Raw genomic sequence first — 15,719 nt, forward strand, 5'->3', positions numbered from 1 at the left:
GAACCCGTGAGGTTCAAAAGGGCTCAATACAGCAGGAGCGGCGACCATGCGTCACCGTCGGGCCCGACGGTGAGCTCCCAGGTATCGCCGGCAGCGACGTCGAGGACATTCGTGGTGGCTGGATGGCCCGGCACGCTCATCTCGTAGGAATATTTGCCGGGCTGCAGATCCAGCGACACCGCATGGGCGCCGGCGGCGCGCTTGATGGTCTGCTCATTGATCGTGAGCGTGGCGTCCGTCTTGCTGATATTGGCGAACACCAGCTTGGCCTGGCCGGGTTCGGGCATGACGTTCGCGTCGGTCGCGACCAATGCGTTCTTCTGCACGAGCTTGACCGTGGTGCTGCTGTCCTTGCGGTGGAGCTCCAGCAGCGCTGGTCCCAGCGGGGAGGCGAAGGCGAGCTGGACGTGATCGGCGGCGATCACCGCGCCGTCACGCTGCTCCTGCCAGCCGAGCTTGCTGAGCTCGGTGCGGTAGAAGGCGAGCACGTTGCCGAGCTCGGCGGGTACGGTGGCCTCCAGTCTGATGCGAAGCGGCGCTTTAACGCCCTGCACCACGGTGGTGTGGGTCCCCCTGTAGCTGTAACGGGTCGGCGCGGGCAGCTTGGCCTCGGGGTCCGGCGTGAGCTCTGCCGAAAACAGCCGCGGCAGATCCGGCACAAAGGCGCCGGCGGTTGCCGCGAGCATGCAGCTTGCGAGCAGGGCGAGGCCGCACGCAAACGCCCGCCATCGTGCCGGGGCTTGCGCCCCGGACCTTACCGTCCGCATCTCACTCTCCAAGAGATTGCGATTCATGTCATCGCGCAGTCACGGCTGCGACGTCGTCGGCGCGGCCTCCGACAGCTAGTCGCGGCGGGAAATCGTCGGGTTCAATGGCGTTCTAGCGCCGGGCAGAGACGCGTCCGCTCTCGACGTCAAAGACTTCGCCCCCGGCGCCGATCTCGGCGAAAGCGGCGGGGTCCGCGCCGGTCAGCCAGACCTGCGCGCCGAGCTTCTTCAGCTCCTCGAACAGCGCGGCGCGGCGGTTCGGATCGAGATGGGCGACGACCTCGTCGAGCAGCAGCAGCGGCACGATGCCGGTCATCTCGGCGACCAGCGTCGCGTGCGCCAGCACGAGGCCGATCAGAAGCGCCTTCTGCTCGCCGGTCGAGGCATCGCGCGCCGGCATGCCTTTCGGCGCGTAGATGACCTGGAGATCGGTCAAATGCGGGCCGTCGGTGGTGCGGCCGGCAATCGCATCGCGCGGACGGTTGTCGCGCAGGATCTGGCGGTAGCGGTCCTCGACCGACGTCGCGGTCTCCCGGAGCAGCGCGTTCTCCATCCAGCCGTCGAGCGCGATCTGCGCCGAAGGAAAGGCGGAAGCCTGCGCACGCGCGTTCAGCATGCCGGTCAGCCTTGCTGCGGTCTGGCCGCGGGTTGCTGCGACCGCGACCGCAAGCTCGGCGGTCTCGCGCTCGATCGCGTCACACCAATGGTCGTCGTAATTGCGCGTCTCGAGCAGGCGGTTGCGCGAGCGGAGGGAACGCTCGAGCGCGTTGATGCGGCTGGAATGCTCGCTGTCGATAGCGAGCACCAGGCGGTCGAAGAAGCGCCGCCGCTCGGAGGCCGCGCCCATGAACAGCCCGTCCATCGCCGGCGTCAGCCACACCATGCGGATGTGGTCGCCGAAGGCCGTCGCCGAATTCACGGGCTCGCGGTCGATGCGGCAGCGCCGGGTCACGGCAGCGTCGGCGCGCGGCGGCTCGATGCCGGTGCCGAGCGTGGCGAGGCCCAATGCGCCCTCGACCTGTGCCGATACCGCCCAGGAGCCGTCGCCCTGATTGTCGGCAACGTCCTCCAGCGTCGCACGCCGCAGGCCGCGCCCCGGCGACAGGAACGAGATCGCCTCGATGCAATTGGTCTTGCCCGCCCCGTTCGGCCCGACCAGCGCCACCATGTCAGCCGCCGTCTCGAGCCCCGCCGCCCGATAATTGCGAAAATGCGTCAGCGTCAGGCGATGAATGCGGGAGGGGGTCATTTTAACTCGTCATTGCCGGGCAGTGCCTTTCCCTCCCCCCTTGTGGGGGAGGGTGGCGCCTCACGAAGTGAGGCGACGGGTGAGGGGTATGTTACCGCGTGGCGAGCTTTGCAAGAATGTCTTCCAGCACAGCCGCGGGCTGTTGCAACACCTCGTTGTTCCAGTAACGCGCTATGGCGAAACCTGCCGCGGACAAGGCTGCGTCACGAGTTGCGTCGCCTTGTGATTCCGCATGTTGGCTTCCGTCAATCTCGATCACGAGCCTCTTCTCGAAACAGACAAAGTCGAGAATGTAGTTCTTGAACGGCTCCTGTCGGCGAAACTTGAAAGTGGAGAGCCGACGATCCCTCAACAAGCGCCACATTGCCCTCTCGGCGTCAGTCGGCTCGTGCCGCATCTTCCTTGCAAATTGGCGGAGAGGCGGGGCGATCGGTCGATGGGACGGGTCTCGTGGCACCAACCCCTCACCCAAGTGAGCTTGCGTCAAACATTGGTGTAGCCCTCTCCCACAGGGGGAGAGGGCGCAGTAACGTGCATCGCGCGCGGTTCTAAGGGCAGTGTGTGCTGGCGAGGGAGCACGGCCCTCACACCCGCATCGGCATCAGCACGTAGAGCGCGCTCTTGTCGTCGCGGTCCTGGACCAGGGTGGGCGAGCCGGGGTCGGCGAGCCTGAGGGTCGCGACCTCGCCTTCGATCTGGGCGGCGATGTCGAGCAGATAGCGGGAGTTGAAGCCGATATCGAGGGCGTCGGAGGCGTATTCGACCTCGAGCTCTTCGGTCGCGCTGCCGGAATCCGGGTTGGTCACCGACAGCACCAGCTTGCCCGGCGACAGCGACAGTTTCACCGCGCGGCCGCGCTCGCTGGAGATGGTGGAGACGCGGTCGACCGCGTTCTCGAAATCCTTCTTGTCGACGACGAGCTCCTTGTCGTTGCCTTGCGGGATCACGCGGCCGTAGTCGGGGAAGGTGCCGTCGATCAGCTTCGAGGTCAGCACGACGTTGCCGATCGTAAAGCGGATTTTGGCCTGCGACAGCTCGATCGTCATCTCGGCTTCGGTGTCCTCGATCAGGCGCTGCACCTCGCCGACCGTCTTGCGCGGCACGATCACGCCGGGCATGCCGTCGGCGCCCTTGGGCTGGACCAGGTCGAGCTGGGCGAGGCGGTGGCCGTCGGTGGCGACGCCGCGCAGGGTCGCGGCCTTGGCGGTGCCGGCGGCGTGCAGATAGATGCCGTTGAGATAATAGCGCGTCTCCTCGGTCGAGATCGCGAACTGGGTGCGGTCGATCAGCCGCTTGACGTCCTTGGCGGCGAGCGAGAACGAATGCGACATGTCGCCGGCGGCCAGATCCGGGAAGTCATTCTCCGGCAGCGTCTGGAGCGTGAAGCGCGAGCGGCCGGCGCGGATCGCCAGCACGGCGCGGTCGCCGTCGGCCTCGAGCACGATCTGGGAGCCGTCCGGCAGCTTGCGCACGATGTCGTAGAACATGTGCGCCGGCACGGTGGTGGAGCCGGCGGTCGCGGTTTCCGCGGGCAGCGTTTCCGTCACCTCGAGGTCGAGGTCGGTCGCCTTCAACGACAATTTCGCGTTCTCGGCCCGGACCAGCACATTGCCGAGGATCGGAATCGTATTGCGGCGCTCGACCACGCGGTGGACATGACCCAGCGATTTCAGGAGTTGCGCGCGTTCGACCGTAACCTTCATTGCACTACTCGCCCGATCCCCAAGATGAAAAAAGCCGGGCGGCCGAAAAGCGCGCCGCGGCACCGAAGACCCCGACAGGCCGGGGTCTCCAGCCGATATGACCAAAGCCGTCAGGGTCGCGCAAGGTGGCGCGGATGGCCCCCGGTTTCAAGGGATCGGGAGGCAGTTCCCCACGATTTACAGGCAAAAACACCGCCGCCGCTCAGGCATAGGTCTGCTCCCTCGCCCCGCTTGCGGGGAGAGGGTTGGGGTGAGGGGGAGTTACCGCAAGGGAGGTGAGAGTTGGATGCGCCGAGAGTCCCCCTCACCCGGAATCCGCGCTGCGCGCGTATTCCGACCTCTCCCCGCAAGCGGGGAGAGGTGAAAGAAATAGGCGTTTATTCCTGAAGCTGGCGCTTCAGCGACTCGACTTCCTCCGACAGCGCGGTGTCCTTGGAGACCAGCGCCTCGATCTTGCGCACGGCGTGCAGCACCGTGGTGTGGTCGCGTCCGCCGAAGCGGCGGCCGATTTCGGGCAGCGAGCGCAGGGTCAGCGTCTTGGCGAGGTACATCGCCACCTGGCGCGGACGGACCACGTTGGCGGTGCGGCGCGAGGACAGCAAGTCGGAGCGGCTGACATTATACTGCCGCGCCACCACGCGCTGGATGTCCTCGATCTTGATCCGCTTCGGCTCCTGCGGCCGGACCAGGTCGCGCACCTCGCGCTCGGCCATCTCCAGCGTCACCGGCTGGTTGTTGAGCTTGGAATGCGCCAAGAGCCGGTTGATCGCGCCTTCGAGGTCGCGGCCGTTATGGGTGATGGTGCGGGCGAGATAATGCAGCACCTCCTCCGGCACGTCGAACGTCGCATGATGGGCGCGGGCGGCGGCGACGCGCGACTTGAGGATGCCGTGGCGCAGCTCCTCGCCGAGCGAGCCCATCTCGACCACGAGGCCGCCGGCCAGCCGCGAGCGCACGCGGTCATCCAGGCTTTCGAGATCGGACGGCGGACGGTCGGCCGCGATCACGACCTGGCGGCCGGCGTCGATCAGCGCGTTCAGCGTGTGACAGAACTCGGCCTGAGTGGACTTGCCCTGCAGGAACTGGAGATCGTCGATCACCAGCACGTCGATACCGCGCAGCGCTTCCTTGAAGGCGAGCGCCGTCTGCGTCTTCAGCGCGGCGACGAAGCCGTACATGAACTTCTCGGCCGTGAGATACAGCACCTTACGCTCGTTGCCGGAATTGCCGGCCCAGGTCACCGCCTGGAGTAGATGCGTCTTGCCGAGGCCGACGCCGGCATGGATGTAGAGCGGGTTGAACATGACGGGATCGCCGCGACGTCCTTCGGCAACCTGGCGCGCGGCTGCATGGGCCAGCGTGTTGGAGCGGCCGATGACGAAGCTCGCAAAGGTCAGGCGCGGATCGAGCGGCGAGCCGCCGAGCGCGTCATGATTGGCCGAGACCGGCGCGGTCGCAGTCGAGCGCAGCTCCGGCGCAGGCGCGCGGCGTGTCTCGACGGGTGCGGGCGCTTCCTTCGGCGGCGCGACCGGGCGCACCGCGGAGCGCACGGTGAGATCGATGCGATGCACTTCCGGCATCTCGGCCTGCCAGCACGACAGCACGCGCTCGGCATAATGGGCCTGGATCCAGCTCTTCAGGAAGCGCGTGGGAACCGAGAGCCGCACGCTCTCATCCTGCACGTCTTCGAGATCCATGCGCGCAAACCAGCTCGTATAGATGTCTTCGCCGACGCTCGAGCGCAGCCGACCCTTCACGCGTGACCAGCGATCCTGTTCCGATGTGTTCATCGTCAAAACTTCTCTTGAGAGATATAGTTGCGTTGTGAGCGCCATGCAGGGTTCCTGCCATAGGGTTCCTGGCATGGCGCGACCTCAAAGCGAGTCCATCGTCAGACATGGCTCGACCGTTCGGCGAGAACGCCGCGTCCGATCAGCGATGTCAGAGATGGAGGGGTCGCGAGGTCAGCGCGTACTCGGCGCTCCGTCACACGCGGGAGGCTGGGTGTCCGACGGATTTAAAACGGCATCGTTGGAATGGGAAACCTGTTTCAATACCGCGTTCTGTCCGTAAGACATGATACCTCCCCGTCCTGCCGTGATTGCTCACGGCAAGGTCCTGCGTGTCCTGAAGACATCCGCGGCTAAAGTCGCCGATGTCCTGCCCGTCTGCACTGTTCGTTCGCCCGGCTTCGCCAATCACGCGTGTCGGGGTAGTCTCAAGATGTCTCTCGTTTGCGCTTGGATCTCGCTTGGAGACATTCAGACAAAGAGCTACCATTCCCATGTTGCTATGGGTTTTGAACCGACAATCGCTTGTTGAAGCGTCGCCAACGTGCACACCGCCGCCGATTTGCACGCTCGCCCCGTTTCCAAAACCGCGCTGGTCTCAAGATCGTGGGCGCCGCGAACGACTTAAGGAATACACTAAGCGGAAAGACTCGCAACGAAATTGATTCACACTCGATGCATCAAAAAACTTGACCAGCGTTAACGCCGCGCGCGACTTGTGCACAGGCTCGTGACCAAGTTTTTGGATTCGTGCACAGAATCGAAAATGCGCCGCGTCATGTGACAAATCCTCGTCACAGCCAAAAATTTTTTACAAAATCGTCACGCGCGCGACGTGCAGACGAATTTTCCAAATGCTTGCGATCGCTATGTCGATAAGTGATTAGCGAGACACCGTTTTTTGAGTCTCGTTTCACAGGGTAACTCCATCGCACGATGTGTCCCGGTGAAACTACGGTGTGCAGAACCTGGCGCGCGTGCAGGTGCGAGTTGGGCCCGCCTCGCAAGGGTTTTTCGCAGCGCAGCGCAGCGAAAGTTTCCGCTGTTGCAATATCACCCGCAACGAGGCTGGAGGTAAAATTGCGGAACGCATCATAGTGCGGAGATGCAAATCCTCCAATCGAGGATTGGCGCGTGACTGCTTGCGTGAATATGACAGGCAGCAAAAAGCCCGGCGCGAGGCCGGGCTGATTGACGAACGTGATGTCGAGCGGATCAACCGATCGGATGATTGCAACCAGTCGCTTGGCGAGCCTGGTCAGCGAACTTGCTTCGCGAACTTACTTGGCGAGCTTGGCGATCTGCGCGGTGAGCCGCGAGACTTTGCGACTGGCATTGTTCTTGTGAATGATGTTGCGCTGCGCGGCGCGCATCAAGGCGGGCTCGGCATTCGCCAGCGCCTTCACGGCGGCGGCGCGGTCGCCGGTCTTGATGGCTTCCTCGACGTTGCGCACGGCGCCACGCATCTGGGTGCGGCGCGACTTGTTGACGGCGGTGCGGCGGGCGATCTTGCGCGTCGCTTTCTTGGCGGAGGTGGTATTGGCCATGGTCTCAATGTCCTTTGCGGGTACCGGTCGCGTCTTGGTCGGGTAGCGCCGGCTTGCTTGACCGCGTAATCGACGCTCGGATTTAGGGTGTTCGGTTCAAGGCTGTTCCCGGAACATGAGGCCTCAAAGAGCCTGCAACTGCTCAAAGAACAGCGGCGGCAGGATTGCGCCCGCCGCCAGTTGGCGCCCTTATAGAGAGGGTCTTTGGCACCGTCAACGCTTTCAAGACCCGGAAAACCGGCTCTGGCGGCCTGAATGGGTGCCGTAACGCCCTGAAGAGGTTGAATTTCTGCCGTCGCCCGGCTATTGGCTGGCGGCGTTTCTTTGGGTCCTCCGACCGGACGACCATATAAGGTGAGGCATGATCCGCGGCTTTTTCCGACTGATTGGGCTGTTGCTGCTCGCCGGCGGGTTCATCTTCATGGTCTATGACGGCGCCCGCTGGGTGGCCGACCAGACCCTCAAGTTCACCCGGTTCGGCCAGTTCTGGAACGACATCAATCAGGCCAGCCAGTCGGCGTTCCGGACCTGGGTCGAGGCCAAGGCGCCCTGGCTCTGGACCTCGGTGATCCGCCTTGTGCTGGATCAGCCGGTGTTCGCCGTCCTCGGCATCCTGGGCATCCTCCTGATGATCCTGTTCCGCCCGCGCAAGCCGCTGATCGGCTATTCCCGGGACTGAGTCCCGCGCGCGGCGCCGCGTAACAAGGCTGCCCCTTCGCGCGTAAACGCCTATATTCCCACCTGATCGCGAGCACGCCGCCTGAGCGCCTGGCTTTTCAAGTCGGCACAAGCGACGGACAGCTCGTTCTTCGGAGATCCGACCATGCTGTTCATGCGCAAGACCACCGCATTGCCGAGCGCAACTGAGGCGCTGCCGGGCCGTGCGCAAGCCATCCCGACCGCGAGCACCCATTTCGTCAACGGCAGCAAGTTGCAGCCGCCTTATCCCGCCGGCCTCGAGCAGGCCGTGTTCGGGCTCGGCTGCTTCTGGGGCGCCGAGCGCAAGTTCTGGGAGCTTGGCGATGGCGTTTACACCACCGCCGTCGGCTATGCCGGCGGCCACACGCCGAATCCGACCTATGAGGAGACCTGTTCGGGACGCACCGGCCACACCGAAGTGGTGCTGGTCGTGTTCGATCCGAACAAGGTCTCCTACGAGAAGCTCTTGAAGACGTTCTGGGAGAGCCACAACCCGACGCAGGGCATGCGCCAGGGCAACGACGTCGGCACGCAGTACCGTAGCGCGATCTACACTTACTCGGATGCGCAGAAGAAAGCGGCCGACGAGTCGAAGGCGCTCTATCAGAAGGCGCTCGCGGCCAAGGGCCTCGGTGCCATCACCACCGAGATCGCGCCCGCCGGCGCATTCTATTTCGCCGAGGACTACCATCAGCAATATCTGGCGAAGAATCCCGCCGGCTATTGCGGCCTCGGCGGCACCGGCGTGTCCTGCCCGATCGGCGTCGGCGTGAGCGCGTAAGTCAGCTCCGGACTCGCTGCACCTCTCCCGCTTGCGGGAGAGGTCGGCGTGCCCGGGCGATGCGAAGCAACGTCCCGCGCGCCGGGTGAGGGCTCTATCCCCCGGGGGACTGTCCCGTTGTGGAGACACCCTCTCCCCAGCCCTCTCAGCGCGAGCGAAGCTCGTCGCGCCCCGCATCCGCCTTCGCCAAGGCTTCGGCGGACAAGAGCGGGAGAGGGAGCGCAGTGTGCCCGTTGCTCGCAGCGCTCCAGCCCCCTCAACGCTTTATTAACCATAACCGGTGCATCACTGGAGCCGTCTCGTTTCGAGGGATAGGTCCGGTGCCGGTTGCACGCGCGTTTCGATGGTCGATGTTGGCAGCGTCCGCCGCGCTTGCCCTTGGCGGCTGCATGCAGACCGCCGGTCCCGTCGCGGTGATGCAGCCGCGCGCCGATCTCGATTCCATGGCCTACGGCCAGCCCTACAACGCGCCGCAGCCGGTTGTCGTCGCCGACGGTGGCGGCGCCATCGGCGCGCTGCGCAACTCCTTTGCCTCCGCGCCTGCGCCGATGCCGGTTGGCTACGCCGCGCCGATGGGAGCGCCGGTCCGTTATGACGCCTCCTACCATCTCGATGCCGGCGACAAGCTGCGCGTCGTGGTCTATGGCCAGGAAGGTCTCACCAACAGCTACGCGATCGATGCCGGCGGCTCCATCACCATGCCGCTGATCGGCGCGGTGCCGGCCCGTGGCCGCACCACGGCGGGCCTCGCCGGTGAAATCGCCGCGCGCCTGCGCAACGGTTACATCCGTGAGCCCTCGGTCGCCGTCGAGATCGAGGCCTATCGCCCGTTCTTCATTCTCGGCGAAGTCTCGGCGCCCGGCCAATATCCCTACGTGCCGAACATGACGGTCGAAAGCGCCGTCGCCATCGCCGGCGGTTTCTCGCCCCGCGCCAAGCGCGACGTGGTCACCGTCACGCATACCGAAGCCGGCGGCTCGATGCGCGCCGTGGTTCCGCTCGGCACGCCGTTGGCACCGGGCGACACCGTGTTCGTCGGCGAGCGCTGGTTCTAGCTCTCTCGTCATTCCGGGGCGCGCGTAGCGCGAGCCCGGAATCTATTTCCCCACCATCTCTGACGCACGGTGGATTCCGGGCCTGCACCGCTGCGCGGCGCATCCCGGAATGACGGCAGGGATGATGTCGGCGGCCTCGCGACCTATCTCCTGAAATCCAGCCGCCCTTCCGGAAAACATCCGTCGATGCGCGCGGCATCGACCACGCGCCCGACCCACGGCCGCGTGATCGCAGGGTTGGTCAGGTTGATGTACTTGCCGACCAAGCGATCCGCGCCCTCGCGCACAGCGTCGATCAGCCCGTGCCGGCGGCCGTTGTGCCAGTCGAAACGCAGATAGATCCGGTTCCCCGCGACGCGAATTTTCGCGCGGCCCTGCTTCCACATCTCCGGCGTATCGCCCGCGATGGTTGGATCAGCGCCGCCGTTCCAGCGGCTTGCCCAGATGCCTTCAAGCGGATCGGCGCGCGAAGAAATGTCTGCCCAATGCGCCGCATTGACGTCGGCTGCATCGCCGGAAAGCGTGGCGGCCGCGGCGTAGCTCATGACGTCAGAATCGTCCGGACCCGGGACGTCCATCGTGCCGAAAGGATTGCGGATGACGCGGTTCGTGTTGATCTGCTGCATGACGATCTCCCGGCGTGTGTTGGCTTGATCGGCCAGCTCTATCGCCGGGGGGCAAGGTGCGGCCACCCGATTCCCGCTCTCTCCTCTGGTCATTCCGGGGCGCGCGTAGCGCGAACCCGGAATCCATCGCGCCACCATTTTCTGCGGCCCGATGGATTCCGGGCCTGCACCGCTTCGCGGCGCATCCCGGAATGACGGATGAGAGATGTGCGCCTTACGTCAAATGCTTCGCGAAGAATTCCATGCTGCGTGGCCAGGCGATGTCGGCACTCGCCTTGTCGTAGCTGGCGCGCTCGTCGCAATGAAAGCCGTGCTGGGCGCCGGGATAGATGAAGACCTCCACGTCCGGCCGTTTCGCCTTGACGGTCTCGACGTCGGTCAGGGGAATGCCGGCATCCTTCTCGCCGAAATGCAGTTGCGTCGGCACCTTCGGCGTCTCGTCGGCAAAGCGCACGACCGCGCCGCCGTAATAGCCGATCGCCGCCTTCAGGCCCGACAGCCGCGTCGCCGCGACGAAGGCGACGCTGCCGCCGAGGCAAAAGCCGATGATGCCGACCGGTCCGACGCCCTTCACCGCATCGATCGCGGCTTGGGTGTCGCGCAGCATCGCGGCCCAGTCGGGACTGGCGACGAACTTGCGCGCCTCGGCGATCTCGTCGGGCGTATAGCCCGACTGGAAATTGGGCGAGGTGCGGTCGAAGATCGACGGCGCGATCGCGACATAGCCTTCGCTCGCCAGCCGATCGCAGACCGAGCGGATGTGATGATTGACCCCGAATATCTCCTGGATCACCACCACCGCGCCCTTCGGGTTGCCTGCGGGATCGGCGCGATAGCCGCCCAGCTGGAAATTGTCGGAGGCCGTCAGTCTGATGTCTTGTCCCACGCGGGTTGTCCTTCTTTGTTATTGCGAACTCAGCTCTCTCCCCTCATCCTGAGGAGCGCGCCCTTCGCGCGCGTCTCGAAGGATAGAGGCCGAGCTGCGAGAGGCGGGCCTGCATGGTTCGAGACGCGCGTTCCGCGCTCCACACCATGAGGGGTGACAGTTATTCCCACATCCAGTTCTCGCCGTAGTCCTCCTTCCATCCCGCCAGCCGTCCGTGGCGGAATTGCAGGAACAGGCGGTGGCGGTGGGGGATCAAGCCGCTGCCGCCGATGTTGCGAAGCGCGAGGTAGATCTCGTTGCCGGGACGTCCCCGCACATATTGCAGCGGCTGCCCCAGGGCTCGCGCGCTCTGCCCGGCGTCCATGCCGAAGGCGAGCGGTGTGTTGTTCGACAAGGTCGCGACGAAGGGCCGGCGCGGCGGCATGGTGCCAAACGGCTCGGCCTGCACAGGCGCCGAGAAAAGTGTCGCCACGACGCCCGCAACCAACATCGCTCGCTTCATCGCCTCAGGTCCTCGTCCGTCCGGCCTATTGCGGCAAGTTCTTCAGGAAAGGCACGACCGCGTCAACAAAAGCCTTGGGCTGATCGATGTTGACGGCGTGTCCGGCGGCGGGGATCACGACCTTTTGTGCGCCGGGGATCTTGGCCGCCATGTAGTCGGATGCGGCCAGGAACGGCGTGTCGTCGGCGCCGACCACGATCAGCGACGGCACCGTGATATCGGGAAGTAGCTCGATCACCTTCGCATCGCGCTGGGTCAGCATGCCGCGTGCGGCGAGCGCCAGCCCGCTGGCGTTGCGATGACTAGCGGAGGCGCGCTCGCGCGTCGCCGCCTTCAGCACGTCGAGACCTTCGCGCTCGAGCCTGTCGGCGGTGGCAAGCGCCCGTGCGTTCCAGGCCTCGCGCGCATCGTCCTTCTTGAAGCCCGGGCCGGTGTCGATGATCAGCAGCGCGCGGACGCGTTGCGGATAAGCACGCATGAAGGCGAGCGACATGTAGCCGCCGAGCGACAGCCCGCCGATGACGGCGCGCTTCGAGCCGACGGTATCGAGGATCGTCGCCATGTCGCCGACGGTGAGCGCTTCGCTATAGGCCTTGGGATCGTCGGGATAGTCGGACTGGCCGTGGCCGCGCATGTCCCACAAGACAAGCTTGTGGTCCCCCGCCAGCGCATCGACCTGCTCACGCCACATCGCTGAGGTCGATGAGTAGCCGTGCGTGAGTAGCAGCGGCGGCCCGTCGCCATGAACCTCGTAATAGATTCCGACGCCGTCCCGATCGATCTTCGGCATTTCTCCCGCCTTTATTGTTTGTTTCGTCGCGGCCATCCTAGCCGCCGGGTTACCTCGAAGAAACCGCCTGAAGGCGATGGCATGTATGCTTGACGCGAGGTCTGCCGTTTTCCTTTGCATCATGCGCGCTGCGTCAGTTCCGTTCTCGCAACGCACAACATGCAAAGGCCGAGATGGCTTCGATCAATTCCAGATTGCATTTGCCTCTGCGGCGGAACGCGATCATTCTTGCGATCAAGGTTGACGCCAGCCCGGTGGGCGTCCGCCAATACAAGTTGCCGCCGTAAGCGGCTTCATGCACCGGCAGGGGAAGACGCCTATGCCAACTCTCACCATCAACGGGCGGAGTCTGTCCGTGGATGCGGCGAACGACACGCCGCTCCTCTGGGCTATCCGCGAGCAATTGCAGATGACCGGCACCAAGTTCGGCTGCGGTGCCGGCCTGTGCGGTGCCTGCACCGTGCACGTCAACGGCGAAGCCGTGCGCTCGTGCCAGACCATGGTCGGCGATGTTGCCGGCAAGAAGGTCACCACCATCGAAGGCCTCTCCGCCAAGGGCGATCATCCGCTCCAGAAGGCATGGATCGCCGAGCAGGTTCCGCAATGTGGCTACTGCCAGTCCGGGCAGATCATGCAGGCAGCCTCGCTGCTCGCGAAGAATGCCAATCCGACCAAGGAAGAGGTCGTCGCACACATGGACGGCAATCTCTGCCGCTGCATGACCTATTCGCGGATACAGAAGGCAATCATGCGTGCCGCAACCGAGATGCGCACTGCATCCGCCTCCGGCAATGAGCGGAGGTCCACATGAATAAGCACGTGAACAACGTCGCCCCCGGGACGACCGATCTCAGCCGCCGCTCCTTCCTCGTCGGCACCGCCGCGTCCGGCCTCGTGCTCGGCTATGCCGGCATGCCCGGCATCGATCCGGCGTCGGCCGCCGCGCCCGCCAATTTCGAGCCGAGCGTCTGGTATGCGATCTCGCCTGACGGTCTCGTCACCGTGACCTGCGGCAAGGCCGACATGGGCCAGCACATCGCCTCCACCATGGCGCAGATCGTCTGCGAGGAGCTGGGCGCGAAATGGAGCGACATGCGCGTGCAGCTCGCCTCCAACGATCCGAAGTTCAACGATCCCGTTCTGGGGGCGCAGATCACCGGCGGCAGCTGGTCAACCATGATGAATTTCGAGGCGATGAGCCGGGCGGGCGCTGCCGGCCGTATCGCGCTGACGGAAGCGGCGGCCGCAGCCATGGGCCTGCCGCCCTACTTCAAGGACCAGCTGGTGGTGCGCGACTCCATGGTCTCGCATCCGAAGTCGAAGAAGCAGATGTCGTTTGCCGACATCGTCAAGAGCGGCAAGGCGACCAAGACCTTCACGCCGGACGAGCTCAAGGCGATCAAGCTGAAGACGCCGGATCAATACACCATGATCGGCGTGTCGGTGCCGCAGCTCGACATCCCCTCCAAGACCAACGGCACCGCCAAGTACGGCATCGACGTGATGCTGCCGGGCATGGTCTACGGCAAGGTGGTGACCCCGCCGGTGCGCTTCGGCGCCACGGTGAAATCGGTCGACGACAGCGAAGCAAAGAAGGTGCCCGGCTTCATCAAGGCCATCATCCTCGACGACAAGACCGGAACCACCTCCGGCTGGGTGGTCGCGGTGGCCGGCACCTATGCCAACGCGCGCAAGGCGGCGGATGCGCTGAAGATCGCCTATGACGGCGGTCCGAACGCCAAGCTGTCGAGCCAGTCGCTGCTCGACGAGGCCAAGCGGCTCCAGGGCCTCGAGGATTCCGGCCAGTTCTTCGTCAAGGACGGCGATCCCAATGCGGCCTTCGGTTCGGCGGCCAAGGTGGTGGAGGCCGAGTACACCACCAGCATCAACATCCACGCGCCGCTGGAGCCGATGAACGCCACCGCGGAGTTCAAGGGCGACATCCTGCACATCTATTCCGGCAACCAGTTCGCGACGCGCTCCGGCGCGATCGCCGCGGGCGCGGCCGGGATCGATCCGAAGTTCGTGGTGATGCACCAGCATTGGCTGGGCGGCGGCTTCGGCCGGCGTCTCGATGCCGACATGATGATTCCGGCCGTGCAGGCGGCAAAGGCGGTCGGCAAGCCGGTGAAGGTGATCTATTCGCGCGAGAACGACATGACGATGGATTTCTCGCGTCCGCTCACCTACCAAAAGGTGAGGGCCGGCGTGGACGGCGACGGCAAGCTCATCGCGCTCAGCCACGACGTCGTCTCCGCCTGGCCGACCGCGCGCTGGGGAATCCCCGATTTCCTGACGCCATCGGTCGACAAGAAGGGGCCGCTCGACAGCTTCACGGTGAACGGTGCCGACTTCTTCTACACCGTGCCCAACCATTATGTGCGCGCGATCAAGAACGAGCTCGCGCACAACGCGACGCCGTCCGGGCAGCTTCGCTCGGTGGCGCCCGGCTGGACGTTCTGGGCGGTCGAAAGCATGATCGACGAGATCGCGGCTGCGACCGGCAAGGATCCCGCGCAGTTCCGCATCTCGCTGCTCGACGGTGCCGGCAAGAACGACGGCGGGGCGCAGCGGCTGCGCAACACGCTGCTCGCCGCAATGGGACTGTCCGGCTACGGCACCAGGCAACTGCCGAAAGGCGAGGGCATGGGCGTCGCCTGCGTCTCGTCGCAGGAGCGCGCGACCGCAAGCTGGACGGCGTGCGTCGCCCATGTCGCGGTGGCGCCGTCGGGTGAGGTGACCGTGAAGAAGCTCACGGTCGCAACCGATGTCGGCACCCAGGTGCATCCCGACAACATCCGCGCCCAGGTCGAGGGTGCGGCGCTGTGGGGCCTGTCGCTGGCGATGTACGAGAAGGCGACGCTCAAGGGCGGTGGCATCGAGCAGACCAATTTCGACAGCTACACGCCCTTGCGCATGAGCCAGATGCCCGAGGTCGCGGTCACCGTGATCGCCAATGGCGAGAAGGCCACCGGCGTCGGCGAGCCGGCGGTGACGGTGATCGCCCCCGCCATCGGCAACGCCATCTTCAATGCTTCCGGCGCCCGCGTGCGCGCGCTGCCGATCACGGCCGAGGCCGTGAAGGGCGCAATGAAGGCGTAAGCCGGTCGAAGGCTGCCAGAGATCATCCGCCGGAGGGCAACTTCCGGCGGATTTGTTGTTATGCGGAACGCCGCATCCACATATTCGCTGTCATGCCCCGCGCAGGCGGGGCATCCAGTACGCCGCGGCCTTTCCGTATCCTCACGCGGCCTCTGGAATACTGGATCACCCGCCTTCGCGGGTGATGACAGTGGGACCCAAATTCCCCTTTATCTTCAATGG

Annotated in this window: 15 protein-coding genes; 5 read left to right on the forward strand and 10 right to left on the reverse strand. The window is 65.0% G+C overall.

Annotated elements, in window-relative coordinates; genetic code table 11:
* Nucleotides 1-23: 23 nt before the first annotated feature.
* From ACE10W_RS00845 to rpsT, 6 genes are all read right to left on the reverse strand, one after another.
* On the reverse strand, nt 24-767 hold the full coding sequence (locus tag ACE10W_RS00845; protein ID WP_304550071.1) for a hypothetical protein: 744 nt from the start codon (nt 765-767) through the stop codon (nt 24-26).
* Between the two features lie 112 nt (nt 768-879).
* A complete protein-coding gene (recF, locus tag ACE10W_RS00850; protein WP_304550074.1) occupies nt 880-2,016 on the reverse strand; it encodes a DNA replication/repair protein RecF in 1,137 nt (378 codons plus the stop codon).
* A gap of 91 nt (nt 2,017-2,107) precedes the next feature.
* Nucleotides 2,108-2,473: a DUF559 domain-containing protein gene (locus ACE10W_RS00855; protein ID WP_011083650.1), complete on the reverse strand. Its 366-nt coding sequence runs from the start codon at nt 2,471-2,473 to the stop codon at nt 2,108-2,110.
* Nucleotides 2,474-2,600: 127 nt separating this feature from the next.
* Nucleotides 2,601-3,719: a DNA polymerase III subunit beta gene (dnaN, locus tag ACE10W_RS00860; protein ID WP_011083651.1), complete on the reverse strand. Its 1,119-nt coding sequence runs from the start codon at nt 3,717-3,719 to the stop codon at nt 2,601-2,603.
* 377 nt (nt 3,720-4,096) lie between these two features.
* Nucleotides 4,097-5,509: a chromosomal replication initiator protein DnaA gene (gene dnaA, locus ACE10W_RS00865; RefSeq protein ID WP_011083652.1), complete on the reverse strand. Its 1,413-nt coding sequence runs from the start codon at nt 5,507-5,509 to the stop codon at nt 4,097-4,099.
* A gap of 1,280 nt (nt 5,510-6,789) precedes the next feature.
* The gene (gene rpsT, locus ACE10W_RS00870; protein ID WP_011083654.1) at nt 6,790-7,056 is read right to left on the reverse strand and encodes a 30S ribosomal protein S20; all 267 of its coding nucleotides are present in this window, start codon (nt 7,054-7,056) and stop codon (nt 6,790-6,792) included.
* Nucleotides 7,057-7,417: 361 nt separating this feature from the next.
* Here rpsT and ACE10W_RS00875 point away from each other — a divergent pair, with 361 nt between their 5' ends.
* From ACE10W_RS00875 to ACE10W_RS00885, 3 genes are all read left to right on the forward strand, one after another.
* Nucleotides 7,418-7,735: a hypothetical protein gene (locus ACE10W_RS00875; protein WP_011083655.1), complete on the forward strand. Its 318-nt coding sequence runs from the start codon at nt 7,418-7,420 to the stop codon at nt 7,733-7,735.
* Between the two features lie 144 nt (nt 7,736-7,879).
* Nucleotides 7,880-8,536: a peptide-methionine (S)-S-oxide reductase MsrA gene (gene msrA / locus ACE10W_RS00880; protein WP_304550088.1), complete on the forward strand. Its 657-nt coding sequence runs from the start codon at nt 7,880-7,882 to the stop codon at nt 8,534-8,536.
* 350 nt (nt 8,537-8,886) lie between these two features.
* The gene (locus ACE10W_RS00885) at nt 8,887-9,591 is read left to right on the forward strand and encodes a polysaccharide biosynthesis/export family protein (RefSeq protein ID WP_231166607.1); all 705 of its coding nucleotides are present in this window, start codon (nt 8,887-8,889) and stop codon (nt 9,589-9,591) included.
* Between the two features lie 143 nt (nt 9,592-9,734).
* Here ACE10W_RS00885 and ACE10W_RS00890 read toward each other — a convergent pair whose 3' ends face one another.
* From ACE10W_RS00890 to ACE10W_RS00905, 4 genes are all read right to left on the reverse strand, one after another.
* The gene (locus tag ACE10W_RS00890) at nt 9,735-10,217 is read right to left on the reverse strand and encodes a hypothetical protein (protein ID WP_304550091.1); all 483 of its coding nucleotides are present in this window, start codon (nt 10,215-10,217) and stop codon (nt 9,735-9,737) included.
* Between the two features lie 214 nt (nt 10,218-10,431).
* Nucleotides 10,432-11,103 (reverse strand): dienelactone hydrolase family protein, encoded by a 672-nt coding sequence (locus tag ACE10W_RS00895; protein ID WP_182872464.1) that lies wholly within the window; start codon nt 11,101-11,103, stop codon nt 10,432-10,434.
* Between the two features lie 160 nt (nt 11,104-11,263).
* Nucleotides 11,264-11,605: a hypothetical protein gene (locus tag ACE10W_RS00900; RefSeq protein WP_304550092.1), complete on the reverse strand. Its 342-nt coding sequence runs from the start codon at nt 11,603-11,605 to the stop codon at nt 11,264-11,266.
* A gap of 25 nt (nt 11,606-11,630) precedes the next feature.
* On the reverse strand, nt 11,631-12,395 hold the full coding sequence (locus tag ACE10W_RS00905; RefSeq protein WP_304550095.1) for an alpha/beta fold hydrolase: 765 nt from the start codon (nt 12,393-12,395) through the stop codon (nt 11,631-11,633).
* Between the two features lie 319 nt (nt 12,396-12,714).
* Here ACE10W_RS00905 and ACE10W_RS00910 point away from each other — a divergent pair, with 319 nt between their 5' ends.
* Both ACE10W_RS00910 and ACE10W_RS00915 read left to right on the forward strand, forming a co-directional pair.
* Nucleotides 12,715-13,206, forward strand: coding sequence for a (2Fe-2S)-binding protein (locus ACE10W_RS00910; RefSeq protein WP_028172559.1), 492 nt, complete (start codon nt 12,715-12,717; stop codon nt 13,204-13,206).
* Complete coding sequence (locus ACE10W_RS00915) at nt 13,203-15,497, forward strand: molybdopterin cofactor-binding domain-containing protein (protein WP_304550097.1); 2,295 nt, start codon at nt 13,203-13,205, stop codon at nt 15,495-15,497. The genes ACE10W_RS00910 and ACE10W_RS00915 overlap by 4 nt, the downstream gene beginning before the upstream one ends.
* The last annotated feature ends 222 nt before the right edge of the window (nt 15,498-15,719 follow it).

The sequence above is a fragment of the Bradyrhizobium sp. B025 genome (genome assembly GCF_042257955.1).
Lineage (GTDB): Bacteria > Pseudomonadota > Alphaproteobacteria > Rhizobiales > Xanthobacteraceae > Bradyrhizobium > Bradyrhizobium diazoefficiens.